This is a genomic window from Corynebacterium freneyi, assembly GCF_030408835.1.
Lineage (GTDB): Bacteria > Actinomycetota > Actinomycetes > Mycobacteriales > Mycobacteriaceae > Corynebacterium > Corynebacterium freneyi.
The window spans coordinates 1,922,321-1,939,433 of the sequence record NZ_CP047357.1; the positions used below are offsets into that span (position 1 = coordinate 1,922,321).

Here is a 17,113-nt window from a genome sequence, read left to right on the forward strand (position 1 = left end):
CCACACAACCATCTGACCGAACCAGGACCCTACGATGCAGCCTACGTTCAACCTCGTCGCCGACACCATTTGCCGCACCGCGGAGCTGGGATTAACGATCACCGATGCCGCGGATGCCGGCGAGTTCACGGTCATCAGTGCTCGTCCCATCGACTCCTGCGACAAGTGCCCGGGCTGCGGACACACAGGCCGGCTGCGTGATCACGTCGTGCGCCGGCTGACCGATCTTCCCGTCGTCGGCTTCCCCACCAGGTTGCAGGTACGCGTGCCGCGGTTCCTGTGCCTGAATCAGTCCTGTACCCAGCGGATCTACCAGGGCGAACTGGCCTGCGCCGAACGCGGGCGCACCGTCACTCGCCGGGTGACCCGCTGGATTCTGCAACGGTTGGCGATCGACAAAATGAGTATCTCCGCCACCGCCAAAGCCCTGGGCTTGGGCTGGGACCTGGTCAACGACCTCGCCCTGGATGCCTGCCGGCACCTGGTCTATGACGACCCCGGCCACCTTGCCGGGGTACGCGTGCTGGGCGTGGACGAGCACGTGTGGAAGCACACCCACCGGGCCGGTGAGCCGGACTCGTTCGTCACCGTGCTCGTCGACATCACCCCCGTCATCGACGGCGCCGGACCGGCCCGGTTGCTGGACATGGTCCCGGGTCGTAGCGCCGCGGTACTGAGCGATTGGCTCGGCCAGCGTGGGCAGGGCTTTCGCGACCGGGTCGAGGTTGTCACGATGGATGGGTTTGCCGGCTACGCCACCGCCACCAAACAGGCCCTGCCGCGGGCGCAGGCGGTGATGGATCCCTTTCACGTGGTGCACCTGGCCGCCGACAAGTTGACCGTGTGCCGGCAGCGCCTGCAGCGGATGACCACCGGGCGGCGGGGCAAGAAAAACGATCCGTTGTATAAGAACCGGAAAACCCTGTTGACCAGGATTGACTTCCTCACTGATCGACAGCATCGGCGACTCGAGCAACTGTGGGCCACCGACGAAGACTACGTGGCTTTGGAGGTGACGTGGTCGGTGTATCAGCAGATCATCGCCGCCTATCAGTACCCGAAGAAAGCCGAGGGCAAGAAGCTGATGCAGAAGGTGATCAGCACGCTGCGTTCATCGACGATGCCGAAGGGGTTAGAGGAGATTAAGCAGCTGGGAAACACGCTGTACCGGCGCCAGAAGGACGTGCTGGCGTATTTCGATATCGGCGCGTCCAACGGGCCCGTCGAGGCGATCAACGGGCGCCTGGAGCATCTGCGCGGCATCGCTCTGGGGTTCAAGAACCTCGGGCACTACATCTTGCGATCCTTGATCCACTCCGGACAGCTGCACACCAAGATCAACGCACTCTAAATCCTGAAGAGCCACGAAACCTCGGCGACGTCAATCGCCGCGATGATCGTCCGACCGCGTCGAAGGGTCAGCCGTGTTCCGACGGTATGCACGTGGACGGCGCGTTGCGCGAAGATGCCCCACAGGATCAAGAGCGAGTAGGCGGAGCCGACGGCGAGGGCGATCCTCACCGCCGGCCACGGCAACAGCAATTCGATGGCGACGATTTCCACCACCGTGGCGGCAGTGACCATGCCGGGCACGAACCACAGTCCTCGTTTCGCGGGAATCGCAATCTCGCCCTCGGCGACGACCGATATCCCCCGGAATGCCCGTGCCAGATCAGCCCAAATTCCAAGTTCGCTTTTCAGCAGGCGGAAACCGGGGTGTGAACGCAGGACCTTCACAACGGAGCCTTGGATCCGGCCCAAACCGCGGGCACCGCCTCGTCGGCAAGCCGCCGGGCCTTGTCTCGGGGATCGTCCAGGTGCTTCACGGATACGTCGGCGAGCGCGACCCAGGCACGCGCTCCCCGCTGGGATGCGCGGCACCGCGACTCATCGAGCAAATTGCGCCGCAGGAGCGTCCATGTCGCTTCCGTTGCGACTCCCGCAAAAGCCATGAGTTCGAGAGAAGCGACCTCCGCTGCGGCGACCTCCCGCAAATCCTCCAGCGCAACCGGACAATCGTCGTCGGCACTCTCGTGCATTGCACCCAGGAAAACATCCGAGACTGCCCCGCGTATGTCCGACGGCACCCCGAACACTCCGTCGTGCATGGCCTGCAGACGTTGCCGCTGACGCTCCAACTCGGTGATGCGCATGTCGATGGACCCCATTGCCTCACGTATGAGCGAACGACGCGCCGTCTCATCCGCTACCGGAAGACTCGCGATGGCCCGCAGCGGCAGGCCGGCGTCCACCAGCGCCCGGATCCGCAACACCTCGGCGATGTCGGGAATGCGATAGACCCGGTAGCCCGACCCATCGCGAGGGGGCTCGGGAAGCACGCCGGCGGCATGGTAATTCCTGATGGCCCGGGTGGAACAGCCCGCGGCGCGGGCAAGGTCTCCGATGTGCATGGAGTCATCGTGCACCATGACGCCGCGTCAAGGTCAAGCACGTGACGGCAAGATCGGGCGCACCGGGCCTGCATGTCTTCGCCCCCCGAACACGCGCGAACCCCGCCACCGGAAGGCCGGGTGGCGGGGTTCTGTCGCGTCCGCGTCGGGTGATCTGGGGGATCACCGTCGCGGGCTGCCGGTGAGGTGGTTCTTCTCCGGCGGGCCGGTGAGCTAGTGCTTCTCCGGCGGGGTGATGTACTGGGTGTTGAGCCGCGTGGCGGCCCAGATCAGGATGATCGCGCCGAGCACGATCAGCCAGTAGGCCATGAAGGCGATGCCGTAGCCCAGGAGCAGGATGCCCATGGTCATCACGAACGGCCAGATGGAGCTGGCGGAGAAGAAACCAAGGGTGCCGGCACCGTCGGCGACCTCGGCCTCCTCCCAGTCGGCGGGGGCGATGTCGGAGCGGACCTCGGTGAAGTGGAAGTACACGCCCAGGAACAGGGTCAGGAGGGTGGCCATGACCAGGCCGGTGGCGCCGGCCCACTCGAGGCGGCCGTGGTTCTCGTTGATGATGTTGCCGGTGTCCTGGAGGTACATCGTGCCGAAGATGTACACGACGGTCATAACGCCCAGGAACACGGTGAGGCCGTAAAACAGCTTTGCTGCGGACTTCATGTCTGACTTCTTTCTGGAGTCGTCGGGCGGTTACTTGGCGGCGTTCAGGTCAACGGTGTTGGCCTCGCGGTCACCCATGTCGCGGGTGTCCATGCGGCCGGAGTTGAACGGGCTGGTGGACACGGCGAAGGGCTCCTCGCCGATGTGCGCCAGGGCCTCGGCGTTGGTGGCCTCCGGGTTGTCGAGGCGGAACTGCATGTACTCGGTGAAGGCCTCGCGGGAGACGGCGCGAACCTCGAAGTTCATCATCGCGTGGTAGGTGCCGCACATCTCGGCGCAGCGGCCGACGAAGGCGTTGGAGTAGCCGTCACGCGGGTTGTCGACCGGGCGCGACTCGATCATCGCGGAGGAGATCTCCTCGATCTGGAAGCGGCGGTTCGACTTGTTGGCCTCCGGGTGCGGGAAGACGTCGCGCTTGAACAGGAACTCGGGGACCCAGAACGAGTGGATGACGTCGGCGGACGCCAGGTTGAACTCGATGGCGGTGTCGACCGGGACGACCAGGACCGGAACCTCTTCGGTGGTGCCGAGGATCTCGACCTCGTTGAAGTGGAGGTAGGAGCGGTCGGTCTTGGACTGGCCGTGGACCGGGTACTCGACCTGGTCGGGGGCGTCCTCGCCGGCGTGCTCGTCGGTGAAGAACTGCTCCGGGCTCTGGCTCTCGGCGCGGCCCTCGTAGTCCTCGCCGCCCATCAGGTCACCGGAGACGTTGGCGTAGCCGAACTTCCAGTTCCACTGGAAACCGGTGACGTCGACGACGACCTCCGGCTCCTTGTCCATCGCCGTGACCTTGTCCTGGGTCTGGACGGTGAAGAAGAACAGAGCCATGACGATGAGGATCGGGACGACCGTCAGGACCAGCTCGAGGGGGACGTTGTAGGCGGTCTGGCGGGGGAACTCGTCCTTGCCGGCCTTCTCGGCCTTCTTGGCGGTGAAGCCGATCATGGAGTAAATGGTGAGACCCCACACGGCGATGCCGATGATCCAGGCGGCGACCCAGACCCACACCCAGAAGTTGCCCATGGCCTGCGCCTCCGGGGTGACGCCCATCGGCCAGCCGAAACGCAGCAGCTTGAAGAAGCCGTTTTCCGGCGGGTTGACGTCGCAACCGGCCAGCAGGGTCGCGCCGCCGGCAAGGGCGCCGAGCAGGCCGAGCTTACGGGCGGCTCCGTACTCTCTACGCTGATTCACGTGTGTCTGCCTTCCTGATCCACACAATTCCTTAAGAACCCATCAGAGTTCCGTCTTTCCCAAGCAGGTTAGCCCATTCCTGTGAATTCTCCACACCGGACCGACCCCACGGGGTGTCACCAAGTATAGACGGGCTGATAAAACGCTGAGAAGGGGCATGTTCACGGGGGTGGCACCCCACACCATGATTCGGATCACACGGTTGGGGGCGGCGTGTCGCCGCGTCGCGGGCCCGTGCTTGACGACGGTCCGTGCGGCATCTCACCCGGCGCGGGAATTCGTCCGCGCCCGACGGGAGACTATTGTCTTACCGGTCCCCCTCCCCCACGAAAGGTGTTCGCGTAAAGCCATGTGCGGTCTCCTCGGAATTCTCACGGCCCGCTCCGATGCCGCGGAGCTCGTGCCCGCCATCGAGCGTGCGCTGCCCTGCATGCGCCACCGCGGCCCGGATGAAGCGGGCACGTGGAACGACGACGACGTCGTGTTCGGTTTCAACCGCCTGTCGATCATCGACCTGGAGCATTCGCACCAGCCGCTCGTGTGGGGCCCCGAAGACCAGCCGGACCGTTACGCCATGACGTTCAACGGCGAGATCTACAACTACGTGGAACTCCGCCGGGAGCTGTCCGACGCAGGCTATTCCTTCAACACCTCGGGCGACGGAGAGCCCATCGTGGTCGGCTTTCACCACTGGGGCGCCGACGTCGTCAAGCATCTGCGCGGCATGTTCGGCATCGCCATCTGGGACACGGTGGAGAAGAAGCTCTTCCTCGCCCGCGACCCCTTCGGCATCAAGCCGCTGTACTACGCCACCACCGACCGCGGCACCGCCTTCGCATCGGAGAAGAAGACCATTCTCGAAATGGCCCCGGAGCTCGGCGTCGACGACAAGGACGTCGACAAGCGCGCCCTCGTCCATTACATGGACCTGCAGTACGTGCCCGAGCCGGAATCGCTGCACACCGGCATCCGCCGCCTCGAATCCGGTTGCACCGCCACCGTCACCCCGGGCGGCGAAGTCGAGCAGAAGCGCTACTTCCACCCGAACTTCCCCATCCGCCCCGTCCCGAAGGGCGGCGAACAGGCCGTCTTCGACCGCATCGCCGAAGCGCTGGAGGACTCCGTCGCCCAGCACATGCGCGCCGACGTCACCGTCGGGTCCTTCCTGTCGGGCGGCATCGACTCCACCGCCATCGCCACCCTGGCCAAGCGCCACAATCCGAACCTGCTGACCTTCACCACCGGCTTCGAACGCAAGGGCTTCTCCGAAGTCGACGTCGCGGCGGAATCGGCGGCGGCCATCGGCGTGGAGCACATCGTCAAGGTGGTGTCTCCCGAGGAATTCGCCGCGGCGATCCCGAAGATCATCTGGTACCTCGACGACCCGGTGGCCGACCCGGCGCTGGTGCCGCTGTACTTCGTCGCCGCCGAGGCCCGCAAGCACGTCAAGGTCGTCCTGTCCGGCGAGGGCGCCGACGAGCTGTTCGGCGGCTACACCATTTACAAGGAGCCGCTGTCGCTCGCCCCGTTCGACCGTGTGCCCGGCCCGCTGAAGACCGGCCTGGCCAAGCTCGGCGACGCCCTGCCCGAGGGCATGCGCGGCAAGTCCCTGCTGCAGCGCGGCACCACCCCGCTGGAGGACCGCTACTACGGCAACGCCCGCTCCTTCAACTGGGAGCAGCTGAACGCCGTCCTGCCGTGGGCGAAGCGCGAGTGGGACCACCGCGAGGTCACCGCGCCGATTTACGCCCGGTCCGAGGGCATGGATCCGGTCACCCGCATGCAGCACCTGGACCTGTTCACGTGGCTGCGCGGCGACATCCTGGTCAAGGCCGACAAGATCACCATGGCCAACTCTCTGGAGCTGCGCGTGCCGTTCCTCGACCGGGAGGTGTTCAAGGTCGCCGAAACCCTGCCGGTGGATCTGCGGATCGCCGAGGGCACGACGAAGTACGCGTTGCGCAAGGCGATGGAGCAGATCGTGCCGGCGCATGTGCTCAACCGCCGCAAGTTGGGCTTCCCGGTGCCGATCCGCCATTGGCTCGCCGGCGACGAGCTGCGCGGGTGGGCGGAGGACGTCATCCGCGAGTCGCAGACCGACGCGTTGATCGACAAGGCGCAGGTGCTGCGGATGCTCGAGGAGCACCACCCCACCGAGCGCGATCACTCGCGTCGCCTGTGGACGATTCTTGCGTTCATGGTGTGGCACGGCATCTTCATCGAGGACCGCATCAAGCCGGACATCGAGGAGCGCGACTACCCCGTGCACCTCTAGGGCCGCGCGGGGCGGGGCGCGGGGTTGGGGCCGCTCGAGGTTGGCCCGTGCGAGATCGACCCCGCCGGTTCCTTGCTTGACGACGCCCACGAATGTGCGCCAGGGGCCTCCCCGCGCACACTCGTCAAATGTGCAGCCCCGCCAACGCCCACGAATGTGCGCCAGGGGCCTTCCCGCGCACACTCGTCAGATGTGCAGCCCCGCCAACCCCCACGAATGTGCACCAGGGGCCTTCCCGCGCACACTCGTCAGATGTGCAGCCCCGTCGGCACCCCGAAAACATGAAACCCCGCCGCCGACTCGGAAGTCGGGGCGGGGTTCGTCGTTCCGCCGATCGAATGCCGCCGATCGGGCGGTGCCGATCAGCGGCGAACGATCAGAAGGCGCCGATCAGACGACGCCGATCGGGCTCAGCCGATCAGTTGAACGAGTCGCCGCAGGCGCAGGAGCCGGTGGCGTTGGGGTTGTCGATGGTGAAGCCCTGCTGCTCGATGGTGTCGGCGAAGTCGATCTTCGCGCCCATCAGGTAGGGCACCGACTGGCGGTCGACGACGAGGCGGACACCGCCGAACTCCTCGGAGACGTCGCCGTCGAGGTTGCGGTCGTCGAAGTACAGCTGGTAGCGCAGGCCCGCGCAGCCGCCCGGGGCGACGGAGATGCGCAGCGACAGGTTGTTGGCGCCTTCCTGGTCGAGGAGGGCCTTGGCCTTGGCGGCGGCGGCGTCGGTGAGGGTCACGCCGGTGGTCTGTGCGGTGGTCATAGCGTGGTGCTCCTTGTGTTGCGATGCTCGGTCACTTCGTTGAACGCGTCCCGCGGGGACGTTATTCCCTCATCCCGCGTACGGGATTCCGGCGAAGCGCGCGGGGCGTTGACGATATTGACGAAGGATACCCTTGGCACCCTAGTCCCGTGGCGCATCACGGGCCAACCCCTCCGGAACATCCCGCTTGAGCCCCGCCGCCGGGAGCGCACTGGTCCGGCGCGCCACTTTGGGCCGTCGCAGCAGGCCCGATAGGGTGTTTGCCGTGAAGACGCCCTGGAAGAAGAACGAGTCCCCCGCCGCCGATGACGCCGGCGCCGCCGCCGACGCCCCGTCGACCGACGCGTCCGACGCCGATCGCGGCCACCTCCCCACCACCGAGGATGCCGCCCCGGCGTCGTCGGGCAAGGGCAAGGGCAAGGGCAAGGCGTACACGCCGAAGAAGGGCCGTCCGACTCCGAAACGCAACGAGGTCGAGCGTGCCCAGGGCACCCGCCGTGGCCCGATTTCCCCTCCGAAGACGCGCAAGGAGGCCCGCGAGCAGCGCAAGTTGCAGAAGGCCACCATGACCAAGGAGGAGTTGAAGGCGCAGAAGGCCCGCGAGCGTGCGGAGCGCCGGGAGCAGCGTCGCATCGCCGATGAGCGGATGGCGGCGGGCGACCCGAAGTACCTGTTGCCGCGCGATCAAGGCCCGGAGCGTGCGCTGGTACGTGATTGGGTGGACTCGCGTCGCTTCTTCGCGAACATTTTCCTGCCGTTCGCGCTGGTGCTGTTGCTGGTGATGTTCCTGGGCCAGGCGATGCCGCAGGTGGCGAATGTCGCGTCGATCATTTCGATGGTGATGATCGTCGGCTTGGTGGTGGAGGCGATCATCATCGGCAAGCGGGCGAACAAGCTGATCCGCGAGCGTTTCCCGGATTCCGATGCGCCGGGCGCCGGCCTGGGCTTCTACGCCTACTCGCGTGCGTCGCAGCCGCGTCGTCTGCGTACGCCGCGTCCGCAGAAGAACATCGGCGACGAGGTGTAGGTTGCCGGTGCGGACGCTCGTGCTGGGCGGGGCCCGTTCCGGCAAGTCCGCGTGGGCGGAGTCGCTTTTCGACGCCGATGTTTCCGGTGGGGCGACCTCGCGGCGAGTTCCGGTCGATTACGTGGCCACGGCGCGTCCGTGGCCGGGTGCCGACGGGTTCGATTCCGATTTTTCCGCCCGCATCGCCGGCCACCGGGAGCGTCGGCCGGCGCATTGGCGCACGGTGGACGACGTCGATGCCGTGGAGGCGTTGCGACGTCCGTCGGCGCCTTTCGTTTTGGTCGATGACGTGGGCACCTGGCTGACGAACGTGTTCGACCGGGAGCAGCTGTGGGGCTCCCCGCGCGGTTCGGCGGCGCCGTGGACCGATGAGCTGGTCGCCGCCGTGCGCGATTGGGGCGGACCCGGAAGCGGGGCAGGCGAGATGCGCTCCCCGACTGCCGCGGACCCTGCGGCCGATGGCGGGGAGGCGGGCGTCGTAAAGCAAGAGCCGCACCTGGTGATCGTGACTCCGGAGGTGGGGATGGGCGTCATTCCCGAACATCGGTCCGGGCGGCTGTTCCGCGATGAAGTCGGGGCGCTCAACGGGCGTTTGGCCGACGTGTGCGACCGGGTGGTGCTCGTCGTCGCGGGGCTGCCGCTGACGCTGAAGTAGCGCCGGATCAGCTGAAATGGCGCGGCAACCGGGGCGGGTGCCCGAACCGCCACGAACCGGGCCGACCCCGATCCGGTGGCTGGGATAATCTTTTGAACCATGACCAACAATCGCTTCGGTACCGTCGTCGCCCCCGATGAGCATGTCGAGCAGCTCGCCCGCGAGCGCCATGCGCAGTTGACCAAGCCCACGGGTGCCCTCGGCCGCCTCGAGGACCTGGGAATCTGGGTTTCGGCATGTCAGGGCCAGTGCCCGCCGAAGCAGTTGGATGATTGCCGCGTCGTCGTCTTCGCCGGCGACCACGGGGTGTCGGCGCATGGGGTGTCGGCGTACCCGACCGAGGTGTCCATTCAGATGCACGCCAACATCAACGCCGGCGGTGCGGGCGTCAACGCCGTCGCGGGGGTCGCCGGGGCATCGGTGACGTCGGTGGACGTGTCGCTGGACCATGACGCCGACGGGCCTTTCCGCGTGCGCCGTTCGTGCGGGTCCATCGACCGCGAGGACGCGATGACGCAGGAGGAGTGCGACCGGGCCATCGAGGTGGGCAAGAAGCTTGCCGACGACGCGGTCGACGAAGGCGCCGATCTGCTCATCGCCGGCGACCTGGGCATCGGCAACACCACGCCGGCGGCCGTGCTCATCGGCGCGGCGACGGGTTCGGAGCCGGTCACGGTCGTCGGCCGCGGCACCGGCATCGACGACGAGGGCTGGAAGCGCAAGACCGCCGCCGTGCGCGACGCGATGTTCCGGGTTCGCCGGCTGCGCAACGATCCCGTCGAGGTGCTGCGCCGCGTCTCCTCCCCCGACCTCACGGCCATGGCCGCGTTTTTGGCGCAGGCGGCGGTGCGGCGCACGCCGGTGATCCTCGATGGGGTGGTCACGGCGTCGGCGGCGTTGATGGCCGATCAGCTCGCCCCGGGCGCCCGCGCGTGGTGGGTGGCCGGCCACCGCAGCGCCGAGCCGGCGCATTCGATTGCGCTGAAGCATCTTGGCCTGGAGCCGCTGCTGGAGTACGGCATGCGGCTCGGCGAAGGTTCGGGGGCGGTTGCGGCGCTGCCGGTCCTCAAGTCGGCCGTGGCGGTGTTGTCGGAGATGGCGACGTTTGGCGACGCCGGGGTGTCCAACAAGGACGAGGCCCCGAAGGCGGCCAGTGCAGCCGATGTTCCGGCGCCGCCGGAGGAGGATCGTCCGGGGCATCGCGATGGCGGCGAGCAGCCGTCTCAGCGGGACTGATTCCACCGGTGTCGGGTAAGGCGGGGCCGTCCGAGGGCGCGTCCCTCGAGGGCGACCGTTCACAGCACGGCAACGCGTTGGCGGAGGGCGTCGGCACGGCGTTTTCCTGGTTGACCGTCGTGCCCGTGCGCGACGCGAAGGTGTTCGATCGCATCACCGGCCGGCGCGCGTTGACCGCGGCTCCCCTGACGGGGCTCGTGCCGGGGTTGGGTGCGGTGCTGGTGGCGTGGGCGGTGACCGGCTTGGCGTGGCTGTTCGGGGGCGGTGCGACAGGGGTGTTTCCTTCCTGGGTCCGGGGGCTTGACGACGCCGGCCCGTCCTCCGCTTCGCCCTCCGTGTTGGGCCCGGCCGGCGATCCCGCGGGGGCGATCGGATTCGGGGCGGACGCGGGATCGGCGGAGGCTGCGGCGAAGGCGGCGGCTGTCGCGGCGGCGACGTCACCGTTGACTGCGGTGCTCGCGGGCGTGCTGGCGGTGTGCGCGGCCGAGCTGTTGACGCGGGCGATGCACGTCGATGGCCTCGCCGACGTCGCCGATGCCCTGGGGTCCTACCGCGATCCGGAGGGCGCGCGGGAGATCCTGCGTGCCTCCGACACCGGGCCGATGGGGTCGGCTGCGGTGGCGCTCACGCTGGTCGCGCAGGCTGCGGCGATGTCGATCCTGGTCCACGGTTTCGCCACGGCGTTGTTTCCGGCGCCGTGGATTCTCGGCGCGTCGGTCGACCCGGTGCGGGTGGGCGCGGCTGCGGCGGTGATCGTGTTGCCGTTCATCATCGGGCGTGCGGTGGCGACGACCGGGTGCCACCGCAGCCTGCCCCCGATGTCGCCGACGGGGTTCGGTGGGCTCGTCGCGGCGACGCAGTCGACGTGGGTGCTCGTCGCGTGGTGGGTGCCGCTGATGATCGTCGCCGGGGTCCTCGCCGGCGTCGGCGGGGTGCTGGCCTGCATCGCCGCGGTGGTCTTCGCCTTCGGTTTCGGTCGGTTGGCGGTCCGGCGGCTCGGCGGCGTCAACGGCGATGTGCTGGGCGCGATGGTGCAGTTGACCACGCTCATCGTCGCCGTGTTGCTGGCGCTGAACTGAGGGCGCGACCCGTCCTCCCTTTGATTCCTTCCCTGTGAGCGTGGTTCCTCCCCGGTGAACGGCAAAGCCCCACGCTGCGGTTTCGGGCCACGACGCGGCGCCAGCTCCCCCATTTCGCCCCCAAAAGGGGAATTCGAAAAATTGACCATTGACGCATCCGGAATGGTCGGCTTAGACTGAAGGCACACCGCCGGAGAGGCGGAGTAGGAGGCTCGTTTCGGGGCTCGCCCAATGAAATTACGCGCCGTCCGTTTGCCGGGGCGCCACTCACGAGCACACCTTCGACCTCCGGATTCAACGAAATGCGTCTTGCGGAATGACTGCCGCAGGGCGCATTTTCGTGTGCCTGAAATGGTTTTCCCGATCGGCGCGGACGCAATTTTTCGTTCGCAATTATCTGGGGTCACGGGGCCCAAACACGAAAAGGCCCCCGGGAGCCGGTGCAAAAAACCGGAACCCTGGGGCCGTCGTCGTGAAGCCCGGGACGGACCTAGTTTGCGTCTGCGCGGTTCTACGCCTGCTTCGCCTCGACGAGCGTGTGCAGCCAGCCGTGCTCGTCGGGGACGTCGCCGCGCTGGATGCCGGTGAGGCGCTCGCGCAGCTTCATGGTCCACTCGCCGGTCTTGCCGCCGTTGATGGTGAACGTCCCGTCGCGGGAGTCGACCTCGCCGACCGGGGTGATGACGGCGGCGGTGCCGCAGGCGAAGGTTTCGGACATCTTGCCGCTGGTGGCGTCGTTTTCCCAGTCGGCGGTGGAGATGCGGCGCTCTTCGACGTCCATGCCCATGTCGGCGGCGACGGTGAGCAGGGAGTCGCGGGTGATGCCCGGCAGCAGGGAGCCCGACAGTGCCGGGGTGACCAGCTTGACGCCGGCTTCGCATTCGTTGTCCGGGTAGAGGAAGGCGAGGTTCATGCCGCCCATCTCCTCGATCCAGGTGCGCTCGATGGCGTCGAGCCACACGACCTGGTCGCAGCCCTTTTCCTCGGCCTGGGCCTGAGCAGCGAGGGAGGCGGCGTAGTTGCCGGCGAACTTGGCGTCGCCGGTGCCGCCGGGGCAGGCGCGGACGTACTCGTGGGACAGCCACACCTTCACCGGGTTGATGCCGCCGCTGAAGTACGCGCCGGCGGGCGAGGCGATGAGGAGGAAGGTGTAGGAGTTCGACGGGTGCACGCCGAGGGTGGTTTCGGTGGCGATGAGCATCGGCCGCAGGTACAGGGACTCTTCGCCGCCAGCTTGCGGGACCCACGCCTGGTCGATGTCGACGAGCTGGCGCAGGGACTCGAGGAACAGTTCCTCGGGCAGTTCCGGCATGGCCATGCGGGCGGCGGAGCGCTGGAAGCGGCGTGCGTTTTGTTCGGGACGGAAGGTGACGATCGACCCGTCGGCGTGGCGGTAGGCCTTGAGGCCTTCGAAGATCGCCTGGCCGTAGTGCAGCACGGACGATGCGGGGTCCATGGTCAGGGGGCCGTAGGCCTCGACGCGTGCGGAGTGCCAGCCACGGTCGGCATCCCAGTCGATGCGGACCATGTGGTCGGTGAAGTACTGGCCGAATCCGGGGTTGGCCAGGATTTGGGCTCGTTCCTCGTCGGAGCGGGGGGCCTCGTTGCGGACGATGTCGAATGTCGTGGCTGCCATGGGGTACATCGTAGACGCGACTTGTTCGGAGGGGGTCAAGCCCCGGCGCGGGTTCCGGGTCGGGCGGTACGGTGGGGGCCATTGACCGGGATCGGTGAGCGTGCTTTGCGACGTCGGCCGATTCCCTTCCGATTGATCCGTCATTGAAGGAGCGTTTGCATGACCACGTCCCGCAACACGGGCTTCGTCACCCCCAATTCGGCCGTTCTCGAGGAGGTGCTGCCGGCGACGGGCACGCGCGTGTCCATCGAGGCCGCCGGTGATCGGGCGTTGGCCGATCTGGGCGCCGATTGCCTGCTCGTCGCGTTGCTCGACGGCGAGGATCTGGAGTTGGTGGCGTCGTCGGTGCTCGGCGACAAGGCCGCGGACGTATTGGCCCAGTTGGAGGCCGTGGATGCGTCGGCGAAGTTGGAGAAGATCACGCGCATCCCGGCGCCGGAGGGGTGCGGCGTCGCGTCGGTCGCCGCCGTGGGCCTCGGTGACGCGGATCCGGATGCGGAGACGATTCGCCGCGCGTCCGGTGCCGCGGCTCGTGCGCTGGGTTCGGTCGATCATGTGGTTTCCGCGCTCGGCGAGCTCGACGCCGTCGCGGCGGCCGAGGGCTTCGGCATGGGCGCCTACTCCTACGGCGGGCTGAAGAAGAAGGGCGGCTCCGACGATGCCGCCGATTCGGCCGCCGGGGCGAAGGACGGGGCTGCGGACAAGCGCCGCACCCTGACCGTCGTCGGAGCGTCCGACGCCGACGTCGAGCGCGCCGCGGCCGTGGTGGATGCCGTGGCCACCGCCCGCGACTTCGTCAACACCGCGTCGTCGCACCTGTACCCGGAGGTCTTCGCCGACGCCGCCGCGAAGCTCGGTGAGTCGGCGGGCCTCGACGTCGAGGTGCTCGACGACGAGGCGCTGGCGGCGGGCGGCTTCGGTGGCCTCACGGCCGTCGGCGGCGGTTCCGTCCGCGGCCCGCGTCTGGTGCGCCTGACGTGGCACGGCGGCGCGGAGGGTGACGCGAAGGCCGCCGACGGTGCGGCGAAGGTCGCCCTCGTGGGCAAGGGCGTCACGTTCGACACCGGTGGCATCTCGTTGAAGCCGGGCGCGAACATGGACAACATGATCTCCGACATGGGTGGTGCGGCGGCGGTCATCGCCACCGTGGTGCTCGCCGCCCGCCTGGGGCTGGAGGTTCCCGTCACCGCCACCGTTCCGATGGCCGAGAACATGCCCGGCGGCCGCGCCTACCGCCCGGGTGACGTCATCACCCAGTACGGCGGCACGACGGTCGAGATCCTCAACACCGATGCCGAGGGACGTCTCATCCTCGCCGATGCCATCGTCCGCGCCTGCGAGGATGGCCCGACCCACCTCATCGACACCGCCACCCTCACCGGTGCGCAGCTCGTCGCGCTGGGCGGCCGCACTCCGGGCGTGCTGGGCACCGACGAGTTCCGCGACCGCGTCGCCGAGCTGTCCCGCGACGCCGGCGAAGGTGGCTGGGCCATGCCGATTCCGGAGGAAGGTGCCGAGGGCCTGAAGTCCCCCGTCGCCGACCTGCGCAACATCTCCAACTCCCGTGAGGCGGGCATGAGCGTCGCGGCCGCATACCTGCGCGAGTTCGTCGCCGATGACGTCGAGTGGGTCCACATCGACGTCGCGGGCCCGGCGTACAACACGAATGCTCCGTGGGGTTACACCCCCAAGCGGGCCACCGGCGTTCCCGTCCGCACCATGCTCGCGGCGCTGGAGGATCTCGCCGGGAAGTAATTCCGACCGAATCGGAAATCGGCCCACCCGGTCCGGTGCCGGTCACGTTCGCATACCGTTCACCCCCCCCCGCACGCGCCCGACGACGCCGGAACCCGGCACGTCGGGCGCACCTCATAAGCGGGAGGAGCACCACGTAAGCGGGAGCAATTGTGAACCGGTACTCTTGTTCGTGATCACCAACTATTGAGCGATTGTCGAGGAGAGCACACATGGCGACCTCTGTTGAGATGCCCGAACTGGGCGAATCCGTAACCGAGGGAACGATTACCACCTGGTTGAAGAAGGTCGGCGACACCGTCGAGGTCGACGAGCCGCTGCTCGAGGTCTCCACCGACAAGGTCGACACCGAGATTCCGTCCCCGGTTGCCGGCGTGCTGCTCGAGATCCTCGCGGAAGAGGACGACACCGTCGACGTCGGCGCGGTCATCGCCAAGATCGGTGACGCCGACGAGGCCGACGATTCCGGCTCCGACGACGCCGAGGATGAGGCCGACGAGCCCGCCGAGGACGAGCAGAAGGACGACGAGGCCGAGGAGAAGGACGAGAAGCCGAAGAAGTCCGGCGGCTCCGGTGGCGGCAAGGCCACCGACGTCGAGATGCCGGAGCTCGGCGAGTCCGTCACCGAGGGCACCATCACCGCGTGGCTGAAGGAGGTCGGCGACACCGTCGAGGTCGACGAGCCGCTGCTGGAGGTCTCCACCGACAAGGTCGACACCGAAATCCCGTCGCCGGTCGCCGGCACCCTCGTCGAGGTGCTCGCCGAGGTCGACGACACCGTCGACGTCGGCGCGGTCATCGCCCGCATCGGTGACGCCGACGCGGCCGCCTCGGACGATTCCGATGATTCCGATGACGACGAGGACGTGCCGTCGGAGGAGGCCATCGAGGAGGCGGAGTCCAAGGACGACAACGCCACCGTCGACGAGGCCGAGGAGAAGGACGAGAAGCCGAAGAAGTCCGGTGGCTCCGGTGGCAAGGCCTCCGACGTCGAGATGCCGGAGCTCGGCGAGTCCGTCACCGAGGGCACCATCACCGCGTGGCTGAAGGAGGTCGGCGACACCGTCGAGGTCGACGAGCCGCTGCTGGAGGTCTCCACCGACAAGGTCGACACCGAAATCCCCTCGCCGGTGGCCGGCACCCTGGTCGAGGTTCTCTTCGACGTCGACGACACCGTCGACGTCGGTGCGGTCATCGCCCGCGTGGGTGACGCCGACGCCGCCGACGGCGATGCCGAGGTCGCCGCCGCCGAGGCCGAGGCCGAGAAGAAGGCCGAGCCGGAGGAGCCCAAGAAGGAGGCTCCGAAGAAGGAGGCGAAGGCCGCGAAGGCAGAGCAGTCCTCCCCCAAGAAGGACGAGCCGAAGCAGGAGGCCCCGAAGAAGGAGGAGCCGAAGAAGGAGTCCGAGCAGGACACCTCCGGCAACGCCGACGTCCCGTACGTCACTCCCCTGGTGCGCAAGCTCGCCGACAAGCACGGCGTCGACCTGTCCAAGGTCGAGGGCTCGGGCATCGGCGGCCGCATCCGCAAGCAGGACGTGCTCAAGGCGGCCGAGGCCGGCTCCGGCGCCGACAAGGCCGACGAGTCCGCCTCCTCCAACTGGTCGACGAAGGGCGTTCGCCCCGAGCTGGCGGAGCTGCGCGGCACCACCCAGCGCGTCAACCGCATCCGTGAGATCACTGCGGCGAAGACCCTCGAGTCCCTGCAGACCTCCGCGCAGCTCACCCAGCTGCACGAGGTCGACATGACCGAGGTGTGGGAGCTGCGCGCCGAGAAGAAGGCCGAGTTCCAGGACAAGCACGGCGTGAAGCTGACCTTCCTGCCGTTCTTCGCCAAGGCGGTCGTCGAGGCCCTGGTCTCCCACCCGAACGTCAACGCTTCGTGGGACGAGAACAAGAAGGAGATCACCTACCACGAGAAGGTGAACCTCGGCATCGCCGTGGACACCGAGCGTGGCCTGCTCTCCCCGGTCATCCACGACGCGCAGGACATGTCCCTGCCGGAGCTGGCCGCCGCGATCGTCGACATCGCCGATCGTGCGCGCAACAACAAGCTCAAGCCGAACGACCTGTCCGGCGGCACGTTCACCATCACCAACATCGGTTCGGAGGGTGCGCTGTCCGACACCCCGATCCTCGTCCCGCCGCAGGGCGCGATGATCGGCACGGGCGTGATCAAGAAGCGTCCCGTCGTGGTGACGGAGAACGGCAATGACGCCATCGGCATCCGCGCCATGGCGTACCTGCCGATCACCTACGACCACCGTCTCATCGACGGCGCCGACGCGGGTCGCTTCATGACCACCGTCGTCGACCGTCTGCAGGTCGCCGACTTCCAGCGCGACCTGGGCCTGTAGGACCCGAGTCCGCAGTCGGATCCACGGCCACGCCCTCCCGGTTTTTCGACCGGGAGGGCGTGGTCGTTTTTCGG

The 17,113-nt window shown here is 67.7% G+C and carries 14 protein-coding genes; 8 read left to right on the top strand and 6 right to left on the bottom strand.

Features of this window, described 5'->3' with window-relative positions; genetic code table 11:
• Positions 1–34: 34 nt before the first annotated feature.
• Complete coding sequence (locus CFREN_RS08535) at positions 35–1,351, top strand: ISL3 family transposase (RefSeq protein ID WP_209651995.1); 1,317 nt, start codon at positions 35–37, stop codon at positions 1,349–1,351.
• Here the strand turns inward: CFREN_RS08535 and CFREN_RS08540 are convergent.
• The 4 genes from CFREN_RS08540 to ctaC form a co-directional block, all read right to left on the bottom strand.
• Positions 1,348–1,737, bottom strand: coding sequence for a hypothetical protein (locus CFREN_RS08540; RefSeq protein WP_209652549.1), 390 nt, complete (start codon positions 1,735–1,737; stop codon positions 1,348–1,350). The two genes, CFREN_RS08535 and CFREN_RS08540, sit on opposite strands and share 4 nt — an antisense overlap.
• A complete protein-coding gene (locus CFREN_RS08545) occupies positions 1,734–2,411 on the bottom strand; it encodes a helix-turn-helix domain-containing protein (protein WP_209652547.1) in 678 nt (225 codons plus the stop codon). Before CFREN_RS08545 ends, CFREN_RS08540 begins: the two co-directional genes overlap by 4 nt.
• A 213-nt stretch (positions 2,412–2,624) precedes the next feature.
• Complete coding sequence (gene ctaF / locus CFREN_RS08550) at positions 2,625–3,071, bottom strand: aa3-type cytochrome oxidase subunit IV (RefSeq protein WP_070519015.1); 447 nt, start codon at positions 3,069–3,071, stop codon at positions 2,625–2,627.
• 30 nt (positions 3,072–3,101) lie between these two features.
• Entirely contained in the window at positions 3,102–4,262 is a 1,161-nt protein-coding gene (gene ctaC / locus CFREN_RS08555; RefSeq protein WP_070519013.1) for an aa3-type cytochrome oxidase subunit II, read from the bottom strand.
• 349 nt (positions 4,263–4,611) lie between these two features.
• Here ctaC and asnB point away from each other — a divergent pair, with 349 nt between their 5' ends.
• Positions 4,612–6,537, top strand: coding sequence for an asparagine synthase (glutamine-hydrolyzing) (gene asnB, locus CFREN_RS08560; RefSeq protein WP_209652545.1), 1,926 nt, complete (start codon positions 4,612–4,614; stop codon positions 6,535–6,537).
• Between the two features lie 418 nt (positions 6,538–6,955).
• On the opposite strand, the gene CFREN_RS08565 is transcribed toward asnB, so the two are convergent.
• The gene (locus CFREN_RS08565; RefSeq protein ID WP_035123219.1) at positions 6,956–7,297 is read right to left on the bottom strand and encodes a HesB/IscA family protein; all 342 of its coding nucleotides are present in this window, start codon (positions 7,295–7,297) and stop codon (positions 6,956–6,958) included.
• A 265-nt stretch (positions 7,298–7,562) separates the two neighbouring features.
• Between CFREN_RS08565 and CFREN_RS08570 the strand changes: the two genes are divergently transcribed.
• The 4 genes from CFREN_RS08570 to CFREN_RS08585 all read left to right on the top strand — a co-directional run bounded on the left by CFREN_RS08570 (position 7,563) and on the right by CFREN_RS08585 (position 11,294).
• Positions 7,563–8,324, top strand: a complete 762-nt coding sequence (locus CFREN_RS08570) for a DUF3043 domain-containing protein (RefSeq protein ID WP_209652543.1) — start codon at positions 7,563–7,565, stop codon at positions 8,322–8,324.
• Between the two features lie 7 nt (positions 8,325–8,331).
• A complete protein-coding gene (locus CFREN_RS08575; protein WP_246580213.1) occupies positions 8,332–8,979 on the top strand; it encodes a bifunctional adenosylcobinamide kinase/adenosylcobinamide-phosphate guanylyltransferase in 648 nt (215 codons plus the stop codon).
• A 99-nt stretch (positions 8,980–9,078) separates the two neighbouring features.
• A complete protein-coding gene (gene cobT, locus CFREN_RS08580) occupies positions 9,079–10,215 on the top strand; it encodes a nicotinate-nucleotide--dimethylbenzimidazole phosphoribosyltransferase (RefSeq protein ID WP_209652539.1) in 1,137 nt (378 codons plus the stop codon).
• An 8-nt stretch (positions 10,216–10,223) separates the two neighbouring features.
• Positions 10,224–11,294: an adenosylcobinamide-GDP ribazoletransferase gene (locus tag CFREN_RS08585; RefSeq protein WP_209652537.1), complete on the top strand. Its 1,071-nt coding sequence runs from the start codon at positions 10,224–10,226 to the stop codon at positions 11,292–11,294.
• Between the two features lie 511 nt (positions 11,295–11,805).
• On the opposite strand, the gene CFREN_RS08590 is transcribed toward CFREN_RS08585, so the two are convergent.
• Positions 11,806–12,930 (bottom strand): branched-chain amino acid aminotransferase, encoded by a 1,125-nt coding sequence (locus tag CFREN_RS08590; RefSeq protein ID WP_209652535.1) that lies wholly within the window; start codon positions 12,928–12,930, stop codon positions 11,806–11,808.
• A gap of 159 nt (positions 12,931–13,089) precedes the next feature.
• On the opposite strand from CFREN_RS08590, the gene CFREN_RS08595 reads away from it, so the two are divergent.
• The gene (locus CFREN_RS08595) at positions 13,090–14,685 is read left to right on the top strand and encodes a leucyl aminopeptidase (protein WP_209652533.1); all 1,596 of its coding nucleotides are present in this window, start codon (positions 13,090–13,092) and stop codon (positions 14,683–14,685) included.
• Between the two features lie 212 nt (positions 14,686–14,897).
• The gene (gene sucB / locus CFREN_RS08600) at positions 14,898–17,039 is read left to right on the top strand and encodes a 2-oxoglutarate dehydrogenase, E2 component, dihydrolipoamide succinyltransferase (RefSeq protein ID WP_209652531.1); all 2,142 of its coding nucleotides are present in this window, start codon (positions 14,898–14,900) and stop codon (positions 17,037–17,039) included.
• Positions 17,040–17,113 lie beyond the last annotated feature (74 nt).

What these genes read in the sequence shown, in the direction of transcription:
- CFREN_RS08535 (WP_209651995.1), top strand. Translation starts at nt 35, where the DNA reads ATGCAGCCTACGTTCAACCTCGTCGCCGACACCATTTGCCGCACCGCG.
- CFREN_RS08545 (WP_209652547.1), bottom strand. Translation starts at nt 2,411, where the DNA reads ATGCACATCGGAGACCTTGCCCGCGCCGCGGGCTGTTCCACCCGGGCC.
- ctaF (WP_070519015.1), bottom strand. Translation starts at nt 3,071, where the DNA reads ATGAAGTCCGCAGCAAAGCTGTTTTACGGCCTCACCGTGTTCCTGGGC.
- asnB (WP_209652545.1), top strand. Translation starts at nt 4,612, where the DNA reads ATGTGCGGTCTCCTCGGAATTCTCACGGCCCGCTCCGATGCCGCGGAG.
- CFREN_RS08565 (WP_035123219.1), bottom strand. Translation starts at nt 7,297, where the DNA reads ATGACCACCGCACAGACCACCGGCGTGACCCTCACCGACGCCGCCGCC.
- cobT (WP_209652539.1), top strand. Translation starts at nt 9,079, where the DNA reads ATGACCAACAATCGCTTCGGTACCGTCGTCGCCCCCGATGAGCATGTC.
- CFREN_RS08590 (WP_209652535.1), bottom strand. Translation starts at nt 12,930, where the DNA reads ATGGCAGCCACGACATTCGACATCGTCCGCAACGAGGCCCCCCGCTCC.
- CFREN_RS08595 (WP_209652533.1), top strand. Translation starts at nt 13,090, where the DNA reads ATGACCACGTCCCGCAACACGGGCTTCGTCACCCCCAATTCGGCCGTT.
- sucB (WP_209652531.1), top strand. Translation starts at nt 14,898, where the DNA reads ATGGCGACCTCTGTTGAGATGCCCGAACTGGGCGAATCCGTAACCGAG.